At 46.4% G+C, this 21,005-nt stretch carries 19 protein-coding genes and 2 pseudogenes; 8 read left to right on the top strand and 13 right to left on the bottom strand.

Translation table 11 applies throughout. The features are described from left to right. The first annotated feature begins 56 nt into the window (after window positions 1-56). From hutH to ACMX2I_RS01450, 5 genes are all read left to right on the top strand, one after another. Window positions 57-1,583: a histidine ammonia-lyase gene (gene hutH / locus ACMX2I_RS01470; RefSeq protein ID WP_414955951.1), complete on the top strand. Its 1,527-nt coding sequence runs from the start codon at window positions 57-59 to the stop codon at window positions 1,581-1,583. Then, a complete protein-coding gene (gene hutU / locus ACMX2I_RS01465) occupies window positions 1,580-3,247 on the top strand; it encodes a urocanate hydratase (protein ID WP_414955950.1) in 1,668 nt (555 codons plus the stop codon). Before hutH ends, hutU begins: the two co-directional genes overlap by 4 nt. 4 nt (window positions 3,248-3,251) lie before the next feature. Then, window positions 3,252-4,517, top strand: a complete 1,266-nt coding sequence (gene hutI, locus ACMX2I_RS01460; RefSeq protein ID WP_414955949.1) for an imidazolonepropionase — start codon at window positions 3,252-3,254, stop codon at window positions 4,515-4,517. After that, window positions 4,510-5,466 (top strand): formimidoylglutamase, encoded by a 957-nt coding sequence (gene hutG, locus ACMX2I_RS01455; RefSeq protein ID WP_414955948.1) that lies wholly within the window; start codon window positions 4,510-4,512, stop codon window positions 5,464-5,466. The genes hutI and hutG overlap by 8 nt, the downstream gene beginning before the upstream one ends. Before the next feature lie 78 nt (window positions 5,467-5,544). Next, complete coding sequence (locus tag ACMX2I_RS01450; protein WP_414955947.1) at window positions 5,545-6,972, top strand: amino acid permease; 1,428 nt, start codon at window positions 5,545-5,547, stop codon at window positions 6,970-6,972. A 42-nt stretch (window positions 6,973-7,014) separates the two neighbouring features. Here the strand turns inward: ACMX2I_RS01450 and ACMX2I_RS01445 are convergent, their stop codons facing one another. The 10 genes and pseudogenes from ACMX2I_RS01445 to ACMX2I_RS01400 all read right to left on the bottom strand — a co-directional run. Next, window positions 7,015-8,316 (bottom strand): pyrimidine-nucleoside phosphorylase, encoded by a 1,302-nt coding sequence (locus ACMX2I_RS01445; RefSeq protein ID WP_414955946.1) that lies wholly within the window; start codon window positions 8,314-8,316, stop codon window positions 7,015-7,017. Between the two features lie 28 nt (window positions 8,317-8,344). Continuing rightward, window positions 8,345-9,526 carry a nucleoside permease NupC gene (nupC, locus tag ACMX2I_RS01440; protein ID WP_202327829.1) on the bottom strand — a complete coding sequence of 394 codons (1,182 nt, stop codon included), beginning with the start codon at window positions 9,524-9,526 and terminating at the stop codon, window positions 8,345-8,347. A 93-nt stretch (window positions 9,527-9,619) separates the two neighbouring features. Continuing rightward, on the bottom strand, window positions 9,620-10,291 hold the full coding sequence (gene deoC / locus ACMX2I_RS01435) for a deoxyribose-phosphate aldolase (RefSeq protein ID WP_414955945.1): 672 nt from the start codon (window positions 10,289-10,291) through the stop codon (window positions 9,620-9,622). A gap of 105 nt (window positions 10,292-10,396) precedes the next feature. Next, window positions 10,397-11,338, bottom strand: coding sequence for a DNA-binding transcriptional repressor DeoR (deoR, locus tag ACMX2I_RS01430; RefSeq protein WP_414955944.1), 942 nt, complete (start codon window positions 11,336-11,338; stop codon window positions 10,397-10,399). A gap of 134 nt (window positions 11,339-11,472) precedes the next feature. Then, window positions 11,473-12,300 (bottom strand): annotated as a pseudogene (locus tag ACMX2I_RS01425) (DUF1206 domain-containing protein). A 71-nt stretch (window positions 12,301-12,371) separates the two neighbouring features. Next, the gene (gene eutH / locus ACMX2I_RS01420) at window positions 12,372-13,484 is read right to left on the bottom strand and encodes an ethanolamine utilization protein EutH (protein ID WP_414958279.1); all 1,113 of its coding nucleotides are present in this window, start codon (window positions 13,482-13,484) and stop codon (window positions 12,372-12,374) included. Window positions 13,485-13,736: 252 nt separating this feature from the next. After that, window positions 13,737-14,723 (bottom strand): choloylglycine hydrolase family protein, encoded by a 987-nt coding sequence (locus ACMX2I_RS01415; RefSeq protein ID WP_087991931.1) that lies wholly within the window; start codon window positions 14,721-14,723, stop codon window positions 13,737-13,739. 373 nt (window positions 14,724-15,096) lie between these two features. After that, the gene (gene yidA, locus ACMX2I_RS01410) at window positions 15,097-15,909 is read right to left on the bottom strand and encodes a sugar-phosphatase (protein ID WP_414955943.1); all 813 of its coding nucleotides are present in this window, start codon (window positions 15,907-15,909) and stop codon (window positions 15,097-15,099) included. 39 nt (window positions 15,910-15,948) lie between these two features. Then, window positions 15,949-16,509: a hypothetical protein gene (locus ACMX2I_RS01405; protein WP_414955942.1), complete on the bottom strand. Its 561-nt coding sequence runs from the start codon at window positions 16,507-16,509 to the stop codon at window positions 15,949-15,951. Further along, a pseudogene (locus ACMX2I_RS01400) lies at window positions 16,499-16,706 on the bottom strand (DUF3255 family protein); the annotation flags it as partial. The gene ACMX2I_RS01405 and the pseudogene ACMX2I_RS01400, both read right to left, overlap by 11 nt. On the opposite strand from ACMX2I_RS01400, the gene ACMX2I_RS01395 reads away from it, so the two are divergent. The 3 genes from ACMX2I_RS01395 (at window position 16,639) to ACMX2I_RS01385 (ending at window position 17,878) form a co-directional block, all read left to right on the top strand. After that, entirely contained in the window at window positions 16,639-16,869 is a 231-nt protein-coding gene (locus ACMX2I_RS01395) for a hypothetical protein (RefSeq protein ID WP_414958376.1), read from the top strand. The pseudogene ACMX2I_RS01400 and the gene ACMX2I_RS01395 sit on opposite strands and share 68 nt — an antisense overlap. A gap of 49 nt (window positions 16,870-16,918) precedes the next feature. Then, a complete protein-coding gene (gene cotNE / locus ACMX2I_RS01390) occupies window positions 16,919-17,275 on the top strand; it encodes an inner spore coat protein CotNE (RefSeq protein WP_087991934.1) in 357 nt (118 codons plus the stop codon). Window positions 17,276-17,524: 249 nt separating this feature from the next. After that, the gene (locus tag ACMX2I_RS01385) at window positions 17,525-17,878 is read left to right on the top strand and encodes a hypothetical protein (RefSeq protein ID WP_087991936.1); all 354 of its coding nucleotides are present in this window, start codon (window positions 17,525-17,527) and stop codon (window positions 17,876-17,878) included. A gap of 45 nt (window positions 17,879-17,923) precedes the next feature. Here ACMX2I_RS01385 and ACMX2I_RS01380 read toward each other — a convergent pair whose 3' ends face one another. Genes ACMX2I_RS01380 through ACMX2I_RS01370 form a run of 3 tightly spaced genes read right to left on the bottom strand, consistent with a single transcriptional unit; the run spans window position 17,924 to window position 20,909 of the window. Beyond that, window positions 17,924-18,274 carry a YxeA family protein gene (locus tag ACMX2I_RS01380; RefSeq protein WP_414955941.1) on the bottom strand — a complete coding sequence of 117 codons (351 nt, stop codon included), beginning with the start codon at window positions 18,272-18,274 and terminating at the stop codon, window positions 17,924-17,926. A 12-nt stretch (window positions 18,275-18,286) separates the two neighbouring features. After that, window positions 18,287-20,161 (bottom strand): FtsX-like permease family protein, encoded by a 1,875-nt coding sequence (locus ACMX2I_RS01375; protein WP_414955940.1) that lies wholly within the window; start codon window positions 20,159-20,161, stop codon window positions 18,287-18,289. Further along, window positions 20,136-20,909: an ABC transporter ATP-binding protein gene (locus ACMX2I_RS01370; protein WP_289348831.1), complete on the bottom strand. Its 774-nt coding sequence runs from the start codon at window positions 20,907-20,909 to the stop codon at window positions 20,136-20,138. The genes ACMX2I_RS01375 and ACMX2I_RS01370 overlap by 26 nt, the downstream gene beginning before the upstream one ends. Window positions 20,910-21,005 lie beyond the last annotated feature (96 nt).

Below are 21,005 nucleotides of genomic sequence, written 5' to 3'. Positions count from 1 at the left end.
CATAGCCCCTTTTTGTATGGGCGCTTTACCAAAGTAAAGACAAAGGAGTTGGGCTTATGGTGACTTTAGACGGTTCTTCATTGACAACAGCCGACGTCGCTCGTGTGCTGTTTGATTTTGAGGAGACAGCGGCTTCCGAGGAAAGTATGGAGCGCGTGAAAAAAAGCAGAGCGGCAGTGGAACGGATTGTTCACGAAGAAAAGACAATCTACGGCATCACCACTGGATTTGGCAAATTCAGTGATGTCCTGATTCAGAAAGAAGACTCGGCGGCACTGCAGCTGAATTTAATCCTTTCTCATGCCTGCGGAGTCGGTGATCCTTTTCCTGAGTGTGTTTCCAGGGCCATGCTGCTTTTGCGCGCCAATGCGCTGTTAAAAGGGTTTTCCGGTGTACGTGCTGAACTGGTCGAACAGTTGCTTGCTTTTCTAAATAAACGCGTCCATCCTGTCATCCCCCAGCAGGGATCACTTGGCGCAAGCGGGGATCTGGCGCCGCTTTCCCATCTGGCGCTTGCGCTGATCGGTCAAGGAGAAGTCTTTTTTGAGGGAGAAAAGATGCCGGCAATGAAGGGATTGAAAAGAGCCGGTATTCAGCCGATAACGCTGACATCCAAGGAAGGACTTGCCTTGATTAACGGGACTCAGGCCATGACTGCTATGGGTGTGGTCGCATACATTGAAGCTGAAAAACTAGCCTATCAAACCGAGCGCATCGCCAGCTTAACGATCGAGGGGCTGAGGGGAATTATTGATGCGTTTGACGAGGATATTCACTCAGCCCGCGGCTATCAGGAGCAGATTGATGTCGCAGAACGAATTCGCTTCTATCTATCCGACAGCAGCCTGACAACCTCTCAAGGTGAACTGCGGGTTCAGGATGCCTATTCATTGCGCTGTATTCCGCAAGTGCATGGTGCGACTTGGCAAACGTTAGGCTATGTCAAAGAAAAATTAGAGATTGAGATGAATGCAGCTACGGACAATCCTCTAATTTTCAATGACGGTGACAAAGTGATTTCCGGCGGGAATTTTCACGGACAGCCGATCGCCTTTGCCATGGATTTTCTGAAAATCGCAATGTCAGAGCTTGCGAATATTGCAGAACGCAGGATAGAGCGCCTTGTGAACCCGCAGCTGAATGACCTGCCGCCATTCCTAAGCCCTCATCCCGGTCTGCAATCCGGTGCCATGATCATGCAGTACGCCGCGGCCTCACTCGTTTCTGAAAATAAAACACTGGCGCATCCTGCAAGTGTGGATTCTATTCCGTCATCCGCCAACCAAGAAGACCATGTCAGCATGGGAACCATTGCTGCGCGGCATGCCTACCAGGTGATCGCGAATACAAGAAGAGTCATTGCAATCGAAGCGATTTGCGCATTGCAGGCGGTTGAATACAGAGGCATAGAACATGCAGCGTCCTATACCAAACAGCTCTTTCAGGAGATGAGAAAAGTCGTGCCGTCCATTCAGCAGGACCGTGTTTTTTCCTATGACATTGAACGCTTGACTGACTGGCTGGAGAAGGAATCTTTATTACCTGATTATCAGAATGAAGAACTAAGGGGGATGAACATATGACTGATATAAAAAAATCTATCCGTGCCAATAGGGGAACAGAGCTTGAATGCTTAGGGTGGGAACAAGAGGCGGTGCTTCGGATGCTTCGAAACAACCTTGATCCGGAAGTCGCCGAGAAGCCGGAGGACCTGATTGTATACGGCGGAATTGGCAAAGCTGCGCGGAATTGGGACGCTTTTCACGCAATTGAGCATTCTTTGAAAACACTTAAAAATGATGAGACATTGCTCGTGCAATCCGGAAAGCCCGTTGGTATGTTCCGTACTCACCCGCAGGCGCCGCGCGTGCTTTTAGCAAATTCTGTTCTTGTTCCGAAGTGGGCGGACTGGGAGCATTTCCACGAACTTGAGAAAAAAGGGTTAATGATGTACGGGCAAATGACAGCGGGCAGCTGGATTTACATTGGCTCACAAGGCATATTGCAAGGAACCTATGAAACCTTCGCTGAGCTCGCGAGACAGCATTTCGGAGGAAGCTTAAAAGGAACATTGACGCTGACAGCCGGTCTCGGCGGAATGGGAGGCGCCCAGCCGCTGTCTGTCACGATGAATGAAGGAGTCGTCATTGCCGTCGAGGTTGACGAGAAACGAATCGACAAACGAATTGAAACAAAATACTGCGACCGAAAAACAGCGTCGATTGAAGAAGCCTTAGCATGGGCTGAAGAGGCAAAGCTAGCAGGAAAACCTCTCTCCATCGCTCTTCTCGGAAACGCGGCAGAGGTTCACCATACCCTTCTGAATCGCGGCGTCACCATTGATATCGTCACCGATCAGACATCTGCCCATGACCCCTTAATCGGTTATGTTCCCGAGGGCTATTCCCTTAATGAAGCCGACCGTTTGCGCCAAGATAATCCAGAGCTTTACGTACGCCTTGCGAAACAAAGCATGAAAAAACATGTGGAAGCCATGCTGGCCTTTCAGCAAAAGGGCTCTATTGTATTTGACTACGGCAACAATATCCGGCAAGTTGCTAAAGATGAAGGCCTGGAGAATGCCTTTGATTTTCCAGGGTTTGTCCCAGCCTACATCCGCCCCTTGTTCTGTGAAGGAAAAGGACCGTTCCGCTGGGCGGCGCTTTCCGGTGATCCGGCAGATATTTACCGTACAGATGCGTTATTAAAAGAACTATTTCCGGAAAATAAAGCCCTTCACCGCTGGATCGATATGGCACAGGATAAAGTCACGTTCCAAGGCTTGCCGTCCCGTATTTGCTGGCTCGGATATGGAGAACGAAAAAAGATGGGCCTCGCCATTAACGAGCTGGTCAGAAACGGGGAGCTAAAAGCGCCTGTCGTCATTGGGAGAGACCATTTGGACTGTGGGTCTGTCGCCTCTCCTAACCGGGAAACCGAAGCGATGAAGGACGGAAGTGACGCTGTCGGCGATTGGGCTGTGCTAAATGCGCTTGTCAATACGGCGGCCGGTGCAAGCTGGGTCTCCTTCCACCATGGCGGGGGCGTCGGGATGGGCTATTCCCTGCATGCCGGTATGGTCGCAGTTGCCGATGGAAGTGAGCTGGCTGACGAACGGCTCGCCCGTGTCTTAACGAGCGACCCTGGGATGGGCATTATCCGCCATGCGGATGCGGGTTATGAACGTGCCGTTGAAGTAGCGAAGAAACAGGACATTATCGTTCCAATGCAAAAAGAAAGGGAGTGATGACATGCCGAAACAAATTGATACGATTCTCATCAATATCGGTCAGCTTTTGACGATGGAAAGCAGCGGCCCCCGCGCGGGCAAAAGCATGCAGGCTCTTCATGTGATCGAAGACGCTGTGGTCGGCATCCATGAACAGAAGATTGTGTTCGCCTCAAAAAAAGGAGCTGAAGCCGATTACGAGGCAGACGAAATCATTGACTGTTCGGGACGGCTTGTAACGCCGGGTCTCGTCGATCCGCATACCCATCTTGTATTTGGCGGATCTCGGGAAAAGGAGCTGAATCTAAAGCTTCAGGGCATCTCATATTTAGATATACTGGCGCAGGGGGGCGGAATTCTGTCTACTGTCAAAGACACCAGAGCGGCTTCAGAAGAAGAGCTGCTGCAAAAAGGCCATTTTCATCTGGAGAGAATGCTGTCCTACGGGACGACCACGGCTGAAGTGAAAAGCGGCTATGGCTTAGAAAAAGAATCAGAGCTGAAGCAATTGCGTGCCGCAAAACAACTTCATGAGAACCAGCCTGTTGACCTTGTCTCCACGTTTATGGGAGCCCATGCGATCCCTCCCGAATATCAACACAACCCAGATGAATTTCTGGATCAAATGCTTTATCTGTTGCCGGAAATAAAAGAGCAAGAGCTCGCAAGCTTTGCGGATATTTTTACAGAAACAGGCGTTTTTACCGTCAGTCAATCCCGCCGTTACTTAAAAAAATCGGCTGAAGCGGGATTCGGGTTGAAAATACACGCAGATGAAATCGACCCGCTTGGAGGAGCTGAATTAGCGGGGGAGCTAAAGGCTGTCTCAGCCGACCATTTAGTAGGCGCCTCAGACGAAGGCATAAAAAAATTGGCTGAGGCAGGAACGATCGCCGTCCTCTTGCCGGGCACGACATTTTATCTTGGCAAAAGCACATTCGCCAGAGCAAGAGACATGATTGATGAGGGTGTATGTGTCAGCTTGGCAACGGACTTTAATCCTGGCAGCTCGCCGACTGAAAATATCCAGCTGATCATGTCGATTGCCGCGCTTCATCTGAAAATGACTGCGGAAGAAATATGGCATGCGGTCACAGTCAATGCCGCATACGCCATAGGAAAAGGAGAAGAAGCCGGTCAGCTCAAAGCCGGCCGCTCAGCTGATCTTGTCATTTGGGAAGCCTCGAATTACATGTATATTCCGTATCACTATGGCGTCAATCATGTACATCAAGTCATGAAAAACGGAACAGTTGTTGTTAACAGGGAGAGAGTCATTTATGGATAAATACCCTTTTCTCAGAGAGGCTGGTTCTTCGTTTCAAGACCGGGATGTAACAAAAATGAGCGACCTGATCGCAAAATGGGACGGCCAAGGCATTAAAGGGCCGGCATTGATAGGTGTCCCCCTATCAAAATCCTCCATCAGTCATTCAGGCGCTTCCTTTGCCCCCGGAACAATCCGCCAGGCTCTTAAAAACACATCTGCCTATTCTGCCGAGCTTGGAGAACATGTCGTATCTGACCTTCTTTACGACCTGGGAGATATTGATATTCATGTCACTGATATCGTCAAGTCACATCATCAAATCTTTCTTACCATGCATGCGCTACTTTCGGATCACCCAGATTGGGTGCCGTTCATACTCGGTGGAGATAACTCCATCAGCTACTCCACTATAAAAGCAATGGCACAAACGAAAGGAACGATCGCAGTTATTCAATTTGATGCCCATCATGATGTTCGGAACACGGAGGACGGAGGGCCGACCAACGGCACTCCCTTCCGCCGCCTTTTGGATGAAGAAATCATTGAAGGCCAGCATTTGATTCAGCTGGGCATCAGAGAATTCAGCAACAGCTTAGCGTATGAAACATATGCGAAAAAACATAACGTGGACTTTCACACGATGGGCATGGTACGTGAAAAAGGACTAGTCCCGACGATAAAAGAGATTCTGCCTGCCATCCAAACGAGAACAGACTTCATTTTTATATCAGTTGATATGGATGTCTTAGACCAGTCCCATGCACCCGGCTGTCCAGCGATTGGCCCAGGCGGCCTTTATACAGACGAATTACTCGAAGCCGTCAAATACATCGCACAGCAGCCTAATGTCGCCGGGATTGAAATCGTTGAAGTCGACCCTACCCTCGATTTTCGAGATATGACTAGCAGAGCCGCGGCTCACGTTCTGTTGCACGCATTAAAAGGAATGAAGTGCTCCCCGTTCTAATGATCTTCTGTCTGGTTGTATTTTGGATACGAGAAACTCATCTGCCTAATGAATGGCAGCTAAAAGGAGGACGAGACGGTGAGTCTTCAGGGAAACAGCGGCCAACAGCTAAAACGCACGATGAAAAGCAGGCACTTATTTATGATCTCATTGGGAGGCGTCATAGGCACAGGACTTTTCCTCAGCACAGGCTATACGCTAAATCAAGCTGGACCCGGCGGTACGATCCTCGCATATGTAATCGGCGGATTGATGATGTACCTCGTCATGCAATGTCTCGGTGAATTGTCGGTCGCCATGCCGGTGACCGGTTCTTTTCAAAAATACGCCACAACATTCATCGGGCCATCTACCGGTTTTATGGTCGGCATCATGTACTGGGTGAATTGGGTGGTGACGGTAGGTTCAGAGTTTACCGCATCCGGCATTCTCATGCAGCGCTGGTTTCCTGACAGTAGCGTATGGATGTGGAGTGCAATTTTCGCAGCTCTCCTTTTCGTATGCAACGCATTTTCAGTCAAGTTATTTGCGGAAACCGAATTTTGGTTTTCCAGCGTAAAGATTGTCACGATCATTTTATTTATCATTTTAGGGGGAGCCGCCATGTTCGGCCTGATCTCTCTAAACGGGACGGCTGATGCTCCTGTGTTTTCAAATTTCACAGATCATGGAGGGTTGTTTCCGAACGGCTTTCTCGCCGTATTTATCGCCATGATATCTGTGAGTTTTGCCTTTTCTGGAACAGAATTAATCGGAGTCACAGCAGGAGAATCAGCAAATCCTCAAAAAGATATTCCGCGCTCTATTCGTAATGTCGCATGGAGAACAGTCATTTTTTTCATTGGTGCCGTCTTCGTATTATCCGGACTGATTTCATGGAAAGAAGCAGGAGTGATTGAAAGCCCCTTTGTAGCAGTGTTTGCAGAAATCGGAATCCCTTACGCCGCAGATATTATGAATTTCGTGATATTAACAGCCTTGCTGTCCGTTGCCAATTCAGGCCTGTATGCCTCAACCCGTATGCTGTGGTCGTTAGCAAATGAAAACATGATCAGCTCTCGTTTTAAAAAAGTCACATCTAAAGGCATTCCACTAAATGCCTTAATCATCAGTATGGCCGTATCTTGTTTATCTCTCGTTTCCAGTATCGTGGCGCCCGGAACTGTTTATGTGGTGATGGTAGCGATTGCTGGGTTCGCAGGAGTTGTGGTCTGGATGAGCATTGCCCTGTCTCAGCTCCTGTTTAGAAAGAGATTTCTTAAAAAAGGGGGGAATGTTAAAGATCTGACATTTCGCGCACCGCTTTATCCTTTTATACCTATAGCCGCTCTTTTATTATGTTCAGCTTCTTGTATCGGTCTCGCTTTTGATCCCAATCAAAGAATCGCACTATTCTGCGGAGTTCCTTGTATCATCCTTTGCTATCTCATCTTCTATTTCAAAAGAAAGCTTGAGAAAGCAAAAAAAATCACCCAAGAGGATTATCAGATCGATCATATCCTTTAATTAAAACAGCACACCCCACTCAGGATGGGATGTGCTTTATTTTTATTCCGTAATTAACGTATGAATCAGCTTCGGCGCCTTCGCCTCTGCTGTGATGCGGATGTTGTCATAGACTTTCGCCATGACTTCATCGACGTTCTCGCGGTTGGCGTAAAGCGTGACGAGTGGTTCGCCTTTTTCTACCTTGTCGCCGACCTTTTTGCGGAGCATGATGCCGACGGCTAAATCGATTTCGTCTTCTTTTGTGGCGCGGCCGGCACCTAACAGCATGGCTGCGACACCGATTTCGTCCGCGACGATTTCAGAAACGAAACCGGCTTCTTTGGCAGGCACATCAATTTGATAAGCAGCCTGCGGAAGCTTAGACGGCTCGTCAACAATCGAGCTGTCGCCGCCTTGGTTTTTCAGGAAGTCCTTGAATTTCTCAAGCGCTTTGCCGTTTTTCATGACTTCTTCCAGCTTCGCTCTCGCCTCGTCTAATGTATCGGCTTTTTTCGCAAGCACAACCATTTGGCTTCCGAGCGTTAAAACAAGCTCATGAAGATCCTCAGGGCCCTCGCCTTTGAGCGTGTCAATCGCTTCTTTGACTTCAAGCGCATTTCCAATCGCAAAGCCGAGCGGCTGGGACATGTCGGAAATGACTGCCATGGTTTGGCGGCCGACGTTATTTCCGATGCGTACCATCGCTTTGGCGAGTTCAGCCGCGTCTTCTTCCGTTTTCATGAAGGCGCCCGCTCCCGTTTTCACGTCGAGTACAATAGCATCCGCCCCGGCAGCGATTTTCTTGCTCATAATCGAGCTTGCGATGAGCGGGATGGAATTGACCGTACCTGTCACATCACGAAGCGCGTACAGTTTTTTATCAGCCGGCGTTAAATTGCCGCTTTGGCCAATGACGGCGACCTTATCGCGATTCACAAGCTTAATAAATTCGTCCTTCGACAGCTCCACGTGAAAGCCGTCGATCGCTTCTAATTTATCAATCGTTCCGCCTGTATGGCCGAGGCCGCGTCCGGACATTTTGGCTACCGGCACATCAAGAGCCGCAACAAGCGGGGCGAGAACGAGTGTTGTCGTGTCGCCGACGCCGCCGGTGGAGTGTTTATCCACTTTAATTCCTTCAATGGCAGAAAGATCAATCGTTTCACCGGAGTTCACCATAGCCATCGTCAAATCCGCACGCTCGCGGTCACTCATATCCTGGAAAAAAATCGCCATGGCAAGCGAGCTTGCCTGATAATCAGGAATGCTTCCATCCGTATAGCCGTTCACGAAAAATTGAATTTCTTCTGTGGTGAGTTCTTTTCCGTTCTGTTTTTTGATGATAATATCTACCATTCTCATTATGGTCACCGATCCTTTTCGTTTATGTTCAGTAAATCAAGCCCACAATTGCCGCTGATAAAAAACTGACAAGCGTAGCGCCGTATAATAATTTCAGGCCGAAACGAGCAACAACATTTCCTTGTTTTTCATTCAGTCCTTTTACGGCACCGGCTATGATTCCGATTGACGAGAAGTTCGCAAATGACACAAGGAATACCGATACGATCGCTGTTGTCCGGCCGCTGAAATCAAAGCCGTTTTGCGTTAATGTCGTCATAGCGACAAATTCATTCGATACCATTTTTGTTGCCATAATACTTCCCGCATTAACAGCTTCATTCCATGGGATACCCACAAGAAAAGCGAATGGAGCAAACACATATCCAAGAAGGTCTTGGAAGGAAATACCGAGCACTGCATTAAAAATACCGTTAATCAAGGCAATAATCGCGACAAATCCGATCAGCATCGCAGCGACGACAACCGCTACTTTGAAGCCATCGAGGATGTATTCTCCAAGCACTTCGAAGAAGGATTGTTTTTCTTCTTCTTCAACACGCAGCATATCCTCTTCTTCTTCCACATCGTAAGGATTAATAATTGTAGCGATAATGAAACCGCCAAATAAGTTCAAGACCAGCGCCGTTACCACATATTCCGGCTCCAGCATCGTCATATACGCGCCGACGATTGACATGGATACAGTTGACATCGCAGAAGCGCAAAGCGTGTACAAGCGCTGCTGATTTAAAAGACCGAGTTCTTTCTTCAAGGAGATAAACACTTCAGACTGCCCTAAAATAGCAGAAGCGACTGCGTTATACGATTCCAGTCTTCCCATACCGTTTATCTTGCTGAGAGCAAGTCCGATATATTTAATAATGAACGGAAGTATCTTCCACTTTTGCAAAATCCCAATCAGAGCGGAAATAAACACAATCGGCAAGAGAACATTCATAAAGAATGTCGTTTGGTCCGCATTCACCAGACCGCCAAACACAAAGTTGATGCCTTCTGCCGCGTATTCAAGCAAGTAATTGAATCCTTTTGCAAATCCTCCTACAAGGAAATTCCCCACACCGGTATTGAGGAGAATGTAGCCGAGTATAAATTGCAAAATGAGCATAACAACAATTGGGCGGATCTTAATTCTCTTTTTCCCGCTGCTTGCGATCCACGCAAGGCCTAAAAACACGATTAAACCGATAATCCCAATCAAATACTTCATATGTGTTCTCCTTTATCTGTATTCGCTTACAATTATTATTTCCCCGTGAATAATAGAAGAGTAACGGAAAGCAATGGGCCTTCCGTCTGCTTCTTAATAGTTGTCTCCGCCAGATGCATGTTCCCCTTTTACAATGGAAACGCCTGCGCTTGCGCCGATTCGGCTCGCACCCGCCTCGACCATTGTGTCTACATCTTCTTTCGTTCTGACGCCGCCGGATGCTTTCACGCCGATATCAGGGCCTACGGTTTTACGCATTAAGGCGATATCTTCCTTCGTTGCGCCGCCTGTTGAGAAGCCTGTTGATGTTTTCACGAAATCCGCTCCCGCAGAAACTGCTAAACGGCATGCACGTTCTTTTTCTTCATCAGTCAAAAGGCATGTTTCGATAATGACTTTGACAAGCGCTTTTCCGGCTGCAGCTTCCACTACACCGCGGATGTCCGCTTCAACTATGTCATCTTCTTTGTCTTTCAAAGCGGCAATGTTAATGACCATGTCCACTTCAGTGGCGCCTTTTGAAATCGCGTCTTTTGTTTCGAACGCTTTTGTTTCAGTTGTGTTGGCACCGAGCGGGAAGCCGATGACCGTACAAACGTCAACTCCAGTTCCCTCAAGCTCTTTTGCAGCAAGCTGCACCCATGTCGGATTGACACATACAGAAGCAAACTTGTATGTTTTCGCTTCTTCGATTAATGTTAGAATTTCCGCTTTTTGTGTATGCGGTTTCAAAGCTGTATGATCAATTTTGTTAGCTAATGACATCCGTCGCACACTTCCTTTTTTGTTAAGATATTTTTTAGCATAACCGACTTTTGAACATATGTAAATTGGTAATTGAAATTTTGTTCATCGAACGGTTTGCACGTGTCACAAATCATTAACAAGCGCCCTTGCGGTATGCTGGTCAATGATTAAAACATTGGCATATTTTCCGGTTAACGCACCGTGTATGGAAGACACTTTTCTGCTTCCGCCGGCCACTAAAATTGAGCGTTCCTTCAACCTCAAGTCTTCAAGCTCAACGCCGATGGTCCGGTCATTGATGGCTGTGCTGCAAATATTTCCTTTCGCATCAAAAAAGCGTGAACAAATATCGCCGACGGCCTGTCTTTTCAGCAACGCTTTCTCTTCTTCATTAAAATACCCGAGCCTGAATAACAGCGCTTCGTCACGGACCGTTCCCACCGTAAAAAGTGCGACATTCGCCTGCTTGCCCATCTCGATGATCCGCTCGATATGACGGTCTTTCTCCACCATTTGCTTTACATCGGCATGATCAAATACGACGGGAAGCGGGAGATAGCGCGGCATCGTTTGAAAGGCCTCTGCAAACAGCTGAATCGTTTCAGCGGAATACGTGTTCACCCGGGAATGGCTGATACCGCCTTTCAGCTGGACGACCTCGACGCCTTTAACCTGCTTCGGCTGCATGTTCTGCGCGATTTGATACATGGTGGTTCCCCAGCTGACGCCGACAATGTCGCCGTCTTTCACCGTTTCATGCATATATTCTGCACCATAGCGGCTTAGGTCATGTGTAATTCCTGCATAATCGGGGGTCGGAGAAAACACAACATGCGCCTCGAGAAGCCCGTATTTTTCTTCAAGCATGGAACCGAGTGCATCCAAATCCTCAAAAGGGTCCATGACGCGAATCTGGACAAATCCTTTTGCTTTTGCATATTGCAGCAGCCGGGAAACGGTCGGCCTTGAAATGCTGAGCTGCTCAGCAATTTGCTGCTGACTGTAGTCAGACTGATAGTATAGCCTTGCCGCTTCTATGCTTAATTGCTGTTTTTCCCGATCCATTCCGCACCTCCCTGTGGATCAGTTCATGATGAAACTGCTTTCGATTTGCTTTTATTATACAGGCTGGCACCAGCTTTCATCCACCTGATTTCTAAGAAACTGAAAAACGCGCTGGACGCGAATCTGCCGAGAGCTCACTTCTCCCATGCCATATGCTGATAAATGCCTTTCATAATGGCGTACATTCCATATAAGATCAGCCCGAACGCCAAAATACATAAAATCATTTTGCCATGCGGCTGTTGCGCGAGTTCGGCGAGCGCGCCGTCAAAGCCTCTTGTGTCATCAGGGTCAGCGGTGATAGCGGTCTTAATGAGAAAATAACCGATAGCTGAGAAAATAATAGCCCGGGCGATATGGCCTGCTCGTCCGGTGTTTTTTGCGATGCATATCATCTGTTTGTTCATTTTTGACGTATCGAATTCTTTCATAAATGCAGCCCGGACGCCCTTCACAAATTGAACAATCGCAAATAGGATAAAAACCGCACCCGTAACCCCTGTGAGCCATTGGCCGAACGGCTGCGCCAATACATAAGCGGACCACGTCTGTTCTGAAGTGCCGCCGGTTCCTTGGCCAAACACAAATCGCAAGGCATTCCAAGCAATGGATGCGTAAACGGCGGCGCTGAAAAAGTTTCCCGTTCTCCGTGACAGGCCGCGCCTGCTTGTTCCGTAGCCCTCTGTGTCCTTGAGCGCGCTCAGCACCATCTATATCACATAGCCGATGAGACCGACGCCAATGAGCAAAAGCAAGATTGATCCATACGGCATGCGTGATAGCGTTTGAAACGCTCCGCTCGAATCTTTCGCGCCGCCCGCCCCTGCTGCCGTCATACATGCTAAGATCCCGAGCAGGATAAAAACGCCGCCGAATGCAAAATAACCAAGCCTCCCGAATTGCTTAATCCAAGGCTTGGTTTCCTGTTTGATTTTTGACATGCACTCGTCTTTCACGGCCATGTGTCCAACCCTCTTTCACAGAATCCTTACTGTAACATTCCCGATTGGACAAAGTTGAAACAGCTTCTGCTTCAGCTATAGCCGGCTGAGGCGTGTTTTTGCTGATCAGCTGATTGTGCAGGCGTCATCCAGGCAGCCGCTGCCGCAGCTGTGAATCCCCCAGCTAATTTCCCAATGATCATGGCCGCCGCCATTTCTTTTTTCATTCCCGCCACAAAACCGAGATGGCTGCCAAGCACAAAGGCTGCGCTAACCGCAAACGCGACATTGATGACCTTTCCTCTCGGCGTCATATCTTTTAATGAGGCCAGCATCGGAATATGATGAGCCAAAGAGGTCACCAAGCCTGCTGTTGCTTTCTCATCTAAATGAAAACATCTCCCCACTGCCTGAAGCGGCTTTTTAAAGGCTTTTGTGATAAAGGCCGTCATCGGAAAAGCCCCTGCCAAGGCAATGGCGATGGTGCCAGTCGTTTGTATTCCTGTTTCAACGCTTTCCATTCCCGGAATCAGCACAATGCCGGTCATCGTTTCAACGGAAACAGCTGCGAGCCCGATAATCGCAACCATACTGACAGCCTTTCCGAACAGATGAAATAATCGAATGATGTTGTCGGTATACCGCCATAATCCAAAAGCGATCACAGCAGAAAAAAGACTCGGAATCAGAAGGTTTTTACCTATCATAACGGTGTCAAAACCTGCGCATAACCCGCCGATTAAGCACCCGATCGGTACTGTACACAGCCCGATTAATATGCCTTTCGCAAAATACGGGTGATCCTCTTTTTCGATGATCCCAAGAGCGACGGGAATCGTGAAGACGATTGCCGGCCCCATCATCGTTCCTAAAAACACCCATGAAAACAGTCCGGCATCTGGATCTTTGGCCATTTCTCCAGCGAGCGCGTATCCACCCATATCAATGGCCAAGATGGTGTTCGCAAAGGATGAGGGATCAGCTCCAATCGCTGTATAAACCGGAGATACGATGGGAATCAGGATTGCTGCCAGCACGGGTGCCAGTGACACAATTCCGATCATCGACAGCGCCAGCGGACCCATGGCTTTGAAGCCGTCGGCAAACCGCTCGCCAAGCCCCCATCTGTTTCCCAAACAATAATCCGCCGCTCCCCCTAGTAAAAAGACAGCCAAAATGAATACAACCGCATCGTTCACCATCAGGGGTTTCTCCTTTTTTAAACGTATGATTGGTTTCATCATATCATCTGAAATCACCTAATAGAGCTCAATCTTAATCAATATACGCTAAAAATTCATTGATATCGGCTTTCTCAACGGCTGCTTATGTTGTGCCGCGCTTATACGGAACCGCTAATGTCCATTTGGTTTTGTCAATCATTCAGAAACTGTGAAATTGCACAAAAAAATAAGCTGACCCCGGATTCATAACGGCATCAGCTGATTGAATCTTAATTAATTAAGCTCTAGAATATTTTCTTCTGCTTTAGCAGAAAACACTTTAGGCTCAAAACGGTCAAGGTCTTCATGAAATAAACTTACTTTTTGGATTTGCCGATTGTCGTAATGGTGAAAGTAGTAGTTTCCCGTGTCGCTGCACATCACAGAAGTATATTGCGTATAATCAATTTCGTCTTCTTCCGTTATCACAGCACCCTTGGGTATCGCCATGTTAGCCAAAAGCTGAAAAGCTGCGGATACACCTCTCGTTTCATCTGCCGCCGGCTCTAGATGTTCTTTCAGAAAAACAGCTCTGACAAACCGTGAAGGCGGTGTATAATCTCCCGGCAGACCTACAGTGCCCGAGCCTTCGCCAAAAGCGGACAGCATCAAGCCGGCCATCTCCTTGCTCTCGAATTGTTTCGGCCTTATTCCTATATATTGCCGAAGATTGGTCACATGCCATAAAAAGTCGGGGCTGTTCGTCATGACACCTGGTTGATTGTCATAGATTTTGATGCCTTCTGTTCTCGGTTCTATCGTCAGGCTGCGTCCCGTCCGGTCTGACAATATCCAGTGTAGCGGTAAAACTGTATCCAATAGCTCTAATTTCTTCTCTACAATCGTTAAAGATTGGATCTTTTCTTTTACGTCTTCCAAAGACTTACAGACTGACAGCACCCATGTGACAAACTCATGCGGGGCAATATGAACGCCGTCTCCCCGTATCGTTTTTTCGTACTCCGCATATCCCATAAAATAAAGCGCCGCACAAGATAAACCGCTTTCATTAACACCGTCGGCAAATAATATATTTCCAAGTTTTCTCCCCATACCGATAAACGCGTACTGCGTTTGATGCACCTTTCCGTCAGCTTCACTCGTCCAGCTGTAACGGCGCGGATAGAGAATGACCTCCGTCCCCAGCTGAAATGCAAAATCCATTGTTCTCGCTAATAAATGATTCCGGTCAGCAGTTTCCAATGTAAGACTTGTGCACATCTGATTCAGTCCCCTTTCAATTCAGGCTAAAATCATACATTTTGTGAACGAGTTGTTTTATCAGCATAACGAAAGTCAAATAGATTCGTCAAAAGATTAGCATGACATCAAAACAATGAACAAGAAGATTCGTTCCTCAAAAAAAAATGTACGATGCTGATGTTTATGGCGATTGCTTCCTTTTTATTTCTACAGTCCTCTTTCTTCAGCAGCAGAGCCAATCAGAAATTATACAGGTTTATGATCAATCGCTGACGTTCTAAATATCGACGGGGCAGCAGGAATGTTAGCGTCCATTCCGCAATTACAGACAGGACAGGCACAATAAAGCCGCCATAACAAAAAATCCAGCCTCCTAAAAGGCTGGACTTCATTATTTCGCCAAAACAAGCTCGTGAATCGCATGCGCAACTCCATGTTCATTATTGGAGCGTGTTTGAAAGTTTGCGGCCTCCAATACTTCTGGGATGGCGTTTGCCATGGCAACGCCGCATCCCGCCCATTCAATCATTGTCAGGTCGTTCCCGTTGTCACCTATGCTCATGACTTCCGCCTGTTCAATTTCAAGCAGCTGCGCCAGTTGGCGTACGGCATTTCCTTTGCTGGCTTCCGGATGCAGAATTTCATAAAAGAAAGGCGCGCTTCTGACCATCGTATATTTTTCTCTCACGTCTTCTGGAATTGATGTAATGACGCGGCTTAAGTTCTCCGGTTTATCAATAAACATCACTTTCGGGATGAGGATGTCCTTTGGCATTTCATCAACTTTTCGGTAGTGAAGCGGCACTTGTGTCACATAGGATTCGTATACGGTAAATTCGCTGATATCGCGGTTAGGCGTATACAAATTAGATGAATCAAAGAAATGCATCGGCGTCTTCAGCTCTAAGCTCAGGTCATATAATGAAGTTAAATCATCATATCCGAGAGACAGCTCCGTGACCACTTCATTTGTATGCGTATTTTGAACAAGCGCTCCGTTGTACGCGATGACATAGTCGCCTTCTTCAATTAAATTCAGTTCATCTAAATATCTCCGCACTCCCCCGATAGGCCGGCCGGTGCAAAGCACAACTTTGACACCTTCCGCTTTTGCCGCGTGAAGCGCGTTGCGGACCTCCTCTGTTACTTCATGGTGATCATTTAAGAGTGTTCCGTCCATATCAATTGCAATTAGTTTGTACATCCTGCATCTCCTTCGTGTCGTTTTCAGGCTATAGTCCCATCATATCGTTTTTTCTTTTTGATATTCAACTGGAAGAGATGATTTTCTCCTGATTCTATTTTGACGCCGGCCTTGTCTTCGCATACGCGTGCGCGGTTTCCGCTTTGTTTCTGTCTCCATTTCGCCGTTTTCTGCTTTTTCTTGTTTCATCAGCAGGAAGCCGGCAGCTAAAAAAGGAATGCCGGTTATATTCAAGATGGCTAGCTTCACACCTGCCGCCGTCAAAAAGACTGCCCATGATGATGCAGGGTTCCGTCTGATCATAACGTAAGCGACCATTTCCATAACAATCAGGATGGCGTGAAGCACTACACAATAAATAAGGAATACAAGCGCAAAAAACAAAATATAATTCACGAATGCCCCCGAGTAGATCATAGCGCGCATCATTTGGATAAACGATAAGGACTGCATAGATCCGCTGATGACATTAGGGTTATAAATCGTATAGTCACTCAATAAATGTTTAATCTTGAGAAAAGCCCAAAACATAAAAATCCACTGAATAATATGTAAGATAAGTCCTGTTAACACCAAGCTTTCAGCTTTTTTATTTCTCATATGTCTCCTCCTTGCCGGTCTTTGATTCGATTCTTGTCATCGTTTTTGTCTGGCCATTTTGCTCCCATATCAACGTCCTGTTTTCACCTCTTTTCAGCGTGCTTTTGAGCGAATAATGGGAGCCTCTCAATGAACCCGTCAGTGCTTTGGGACATGATCTTGTATGCCTTAAAACAGCTGCTGATCTCACGCCGTCCATGGGTCCCCACGTTCCATCATAAAATGGCGTTGCTGTTGGCAGCCCGCTATCATGAACATACATCCGTTAAGAGTAACATGGCACATTTTCTCTCATCGCAATCTCCGTCCTTTCTCTCCTTTTTGGGCGAATGCCGTGGCACTGTGCCAATGACTACATAAGTTATAAAGAATTCACCCATATTTTACATTTTTTAAGGAGATTGATCACATGGACCCTTATCAATATTACAGTCCGCAGCCGCCTTACTATAGCCAATATGAATACAATCCTTATCCGCAGCAGGATTATTATGAGCCCCTCCAGATGGACAGACAGCCGCCAGCATTAGAAAGAAGAATCGCAGCACTTGAACGGCAAAATGAACAACAAACAAGAGAGTTAACACGCCTTACAAATGAAGACCGCCGCCAAAATCGGGAAATTGCACGGATGGCCGAACAGGTCAATCAGTTAAGCCAGGCTGTTGAACGCCATACCCGCCGCTTAAATCGGCTCAATCAGCGTCTCCGCACAGTAGAAAACAGGCTGAATATCCCATTTACCGCAGGCGAAGGCGGTTTTTGAAGCGGGCAAAGAAAAAAGCGGAATACGATTTTCCCGATTTCAGGGTTTCGTTTTCCGCACTTCTTATGATTTTAACGCGAAGCATTTACATAAAAAGGGTTTTCACAAGTATACAATCTTTACCGTTTTCATTCAAAGATAGAGGGGGTAAGGAAAATAATTGTAGTTTCTCATTTGCGGAATTTCTTTTCATTCAGGTTGCATGATAATACCGACTCACGTCAATTGATCATTATGGAGGGATCATTCATGCATAATACACAACACGGCTTGCAGCAGCTGAACCAAGCCCGCCAAACTGCTCAGCAGCTCATTCAGCAAACACAGCAAAGCAGCCAGCAATATCGCCAAATGCTTCATCAGGAGCAGCAGAACATCCAAATGCTGCAGCAGATACTAAACCACGAACAACAAGCTGCACATACCATTCAGCAAGCACTGCACGGACATGATATGGCGATTCAAAAATGCCAGCAGGTTGTCAACATGTGCAACCAAATGCAGCAGGAACTCACTGGGCAATCCAGCGGCATGAATTCGAATGTATCAGCACTTCCATTCGGACAAAACACGCCATTCCAGCAGCATTCCTACCAGCAGTAACATATAAAAGCAAGCGGCATAGCTCCCCCTATGCCGCTTGCTTCTCTATTGTTTTAATTGTGATTGGACGTTTTTGGGCAAATCTTTATATTGCACTTCTTCCCAGGTCTCTACATATTTGCCTTTTGTGTTGACTTTTAAATAGGCATTCTTCCGCAGATCACCGCTTGCCAGGAACGTTATTTCGCTCTTTTCACCGGACTTATTGTATCCATCTAACGTATATTCAGTACCGCCTGGTTTAAGGTGCTGGCCATCCCGATCAATCTGGACATACACATCCTGTCTGGGAACAAGCGGGTTGATTCTGTCTGTTATCTCGTTATGAATGAAGAGAATGCCGCAAATCGCTGCGATAACCCCTGCCCCCACAATAATTGAAAAGATTTTTTTCATCTTTACCTTCCTTTATTTCATCGTTAAATCGCTTTTTATTTTTTTCAAGTAGCTAAACCGCACCATCAAGAAGAACAGCAGCTGAAAAGCTAAAAATCCTCCGATTGTCAGCAGCAATGGTTTGGTTACGTTGACAAAGTCGCCAGCTCTAATGGCAAAAACCGTATGAAGAACAGCCATCGCAAACGGAAAGAAGAACAAGATCGCTAATTGAATGGTTACGCTCTGTGACATTTCTTCTTCACTAAATCCAATCTTCGCTAATGAACGGTAGCGCTTCTGATCTTCCTCTAAATCCGTAAACAAACGGAAATACAAAAAGCTTCCGGCCGCGGTAAAGAAGACAATGGCAATAAAAAGTCCGATAAATAAGCTTAAGCTTGGCAGTTGCACTGTCATATAGTGCGTGCTGGCCTTCGCATCAAATTGAAAGTGAACGTCAGAATAATCACCATACAATTTATTTGTAAGTGATTGGCTGATGCCTAAACTGTCTTTCCAATTCTTAAATTTGTAACCAATGAGCTTCGTGCTTTCTCCAAGCTTATGAAGCTTTTTGTAGGTTGTTTCATTTACGACAAGAACGCTGTTTACAGAAATCAGCGGTTTTTTTGTTTCTTTCACTTGGAGCTTCTGATTTGCCAGCTCATTTTTTTTGTTCAGCAGATCTAATTGTTTCGGAAATTCAGTTTTATCCTTGACTTCATAGGTGCTTGGGAAATAGATGCTTTCCCCGTTTTTCAGATCATTCATGCTCAGGCTGAAGTGCTTTTGAAATGTTCCCTGATCCATTAAGATAACAGGCGGCACTTCATCTCCCCGCTTATAGCGCACGTATGAAACCTGCATATCATAACGAGTAAATGAGAAATGGTTCTGCTTCAGTTCGTGTTCAATATCTTGCAGATGCTGTTTTTCTTTCGGATTGCCCTCAAAGGATAAGTACTCCATTTCATAGGCTGAATCCATTGCCCCGACAGTTGATTTGTAAACCGCCAGCACCCCTGTGGCTGTAAATGCCACTGCTGAAATAATACTGACGATAAAAAACAGGCGGGCGTTATCCTTTAAGCGATAGACTAAATCAGAAATCCAAATGACATTTTTCCCGCGCAAATAAAAGCCCTTCCACTTTTTCACTGCCCGCAATATCCAAATGCTGCTCTGGCTGAAGAAAAAATACGTTCCGACAATGGTTAAGATCAAAATCAGAAAAGGCATATAGGAGTGAACATTCTCTTTTAAGACCATTCCGTAGCCCATCACAAGGCATGCCACGCCGAAAATCGACAAAAGGATAGACGGCTTCGGCTCAGGTTTCATGTTTTCTGCGCCTTTGATCAGCAAAATAACGGTTTTGGCTTTAATAAAAAAGAGCGTAAACTGCGATATAAAGAAAAATAAGAGCATAAATCCGCAAATCGTGATCCCCAACGCCTTCCAAGGCATATACAGCGGCAAAGCGTCCATTTCTAAAATATAAGCGCCGATTGTAAAAAACGTTTTAGAAAAAATCAGTCCGCCGATGATTCCGGCAACAATTGAAAAGGCGCCGATCATCATGTTTTCTGCAGTCACCAGAACTCGCAGCTGGGCGGGTGTAATCCCTTGAATCAGCAGGATTCCAAATTCTTTGTTTCTGGATTTCAAAAAAGCATTAACAGAGTAGAGAACAAATAAAATTGAAAAGATAAAAATCATCCACTCCGCTGCCGTTAATCCCTTCCTTGCAATGTTGTTCAAGTATCCTTCCTTAAGAGCAGGATGAAAGATAAACATCGCGAAAGTAAAGAAAATCAATACGGAAAAAGCACTGCTCAAAAAGAACGCCAAATACGACCGTTTGTTTCGTGTAACATTTTTATAAGCGAACTGAAGAAAGGTCATTTGCGTTCCCCCCTAGCATAGAAAGCACATCCAGGATTTGATCATAAAACACTTGGCGGTTATCTCCGCGGTAAATTTCGTTAAACAGTGTTCCGTCTTTAATAAAAATCACACGCTGGCAATAGCTTGCCGCCACAGGGTCATGGGTGACCATTAATGCTGTAATCTGATCGTTCTGGTTCAGGCTTTGCATCGTTTCCATGACATCCTTTGAAGCTTTTGAATCGAGATTTCCCGTCGGTTCATCAGCAAGAATCAGAGAAGGTTTATGAATCACTGCTCTTGCAATGGCCGCCCGCTGCCGCTGTCCCCCTGAAACCTCAAATGGACGCTTTTGTAAAAGATTCTCTATTCCAAGCTTTTCAGCGATGGCATGCAGTTTTTTTTCCATCACAGAAGGAGATTCTTTTTCGAGTGTTAACGGCAGCATGATATTTTCGCCAATCGTCAGTGTATCAAGCAGGTTGAAGTCCTGGAACACGAAGCCTAGCTGTTTGCGCCTGAATTGTGCCAGCCTTGTTCGTTTCAGATTGTGTGGGTTGTCTCCTTTGATCAGAACGTCTCCGGAATCGGGACGGTCAATCGTTGAGATGATATTTAACAGCGTTGTTTTACCGGAACCCGACGGGCCCATTACAGCCGTGAATTCCCCTTCTTCTACTGAAAAAGAGATTTGTTTTAACGCCTGGTGGGACACTTGTCCTTTGTAAGTTTTATTTACATGTTTGACCTCGAGCATATTCGCCATGAGAATCCTCCTTATCGTTATTCTTCATCAGAAACCGGCTTATCATGTGTGCGAAGAACCTCATAAAAAATCCCCCCTGATAAGCTGGTAAACAAA

Source organism: Bacillus sp. SW14 (assembly GCF_047608225.1).
Classification (GTDB): Bacteria; Bacillota; Bacilli; order Bacillales; family Bacillaceae; genus Bacillus; species Bacillus subtilis_G.
This window is presented reverse-complemented; position numbering and strand designations above follow the sequence as displayed.

Bases quoted from the DNA above. Each gene is read 5' to 3' on its own strand.
- hutH (WP_414955951.1), top strand. From the start codon at position 57: ATGGTGACTTTAGACGGTTCTTCATTGACAACAGCCGACGTCGCTCGT.
- hutU (WP_414955950.1), top strand. From the start codon at position 1,580: ATGACTGATATAAAAAAATCTATCCGTGCCAATAGGGGAACAGAGCTT.
- hutI (WP_414955949.1), top strand. From the start codon at position 3,252: ATGCCGAAACAAATTGATACGATTCTCATCAATATCGGTCAGCTTTTG.
- hutG (WP_414955948.1), top strand. From the start codon at position 4,510: ATGGATAAATACCCTTTTCTCAGAGAGGCTGGTTCTTCGTTTCAAGAC.
- ACMX2I_RS01445 (WP_414955946.1), bottom strand. From the start codon at position 8,316: ATGAGAATGGTAGATATTATCATCAAAAAACAGAACGGAAAAGAACTC.
- nupC (WP_202327829.1), bottom strand. From the start codon at position 9,526: ATGAAGTATTTGATTGGGATTATCGGTTTAATCGTGTTTTTAGGCCTT.
- deoC (WP_414955945.1), bottom strand. From the start codon at position 10,291: ATGTCATTAGCTAACAAAATTGATCATACAGCTTTGAAACCGCATACA.
- deoR (WP_414955944.1), bottom strand. From the start codon at position 11,338: ATGGATCGGGAAAAACAGCAATTAAGCATAGAAGCGGCAAGGCTATAC.
- ACMX2I_RS01415 (WP_087991931.1), bottom strand. From the start codon at position 14,723: ATGTGCACAAGTCTTACATTGGAAACTGCTGACCGGAATCATTTATTA.
- yidA (WP_414955943.1), bottom strand. From the start codon at position 15,909: ATGTACAAACTAATTGCAATTGATATGGACGGAACACTCTTAAATGAT.
- ACMX2I_RS01405 (WP_414955942.1), bottom strand. From the start codon at position 16,509: ATGAGAAATAAAAAAGCTGAAAGCTTGGTGTTAACAGGACTTATCTTA.
- ACMX2I_RS01395 (WP_414958376.1), top strand. From the start codon at position 16,639: ATGAACCCGTCAGTGCTTTGGGACATGATCTTGTATGCCTTAAAACAG.
- cotNE (WP_087991934.1), top strand. From the start codon at position 16,919: ATGGACCCTTATCAATATTACAGTCCGCAGCCGCCTTACTATAGCCAA.
- ACMX2I_RS01385 (WP_087991936.1), top strand. From the start codon at position 17,525: ATGCATAATACACAACACGGCTTGCAGCAGCTGAACCAAGCCCGCCAA.
- ACMX2I_RS01380 (WP_414955941.1), bottom strand. From the start codon at position 18,274: ATGAAAAAAATCTTTTCAATTATTGTGGGGGCAGGGGTTATCGCAGCG.
- ACMX2I_RS01375 (WP_414955940.1), bottom strand. From the start codon at position 20,161: ATGACCTTTCTTCAGTTCGCTTATAAAAATGTTACACGAAACAAACGG.
- ACMX2I_RS01370 (WP_289348831.1), bottom strand. From the start codon at position 20,909: ATGGCGAATATGCTCGAGGTCAAACATGTAAATAAAACTTACAAAGGA.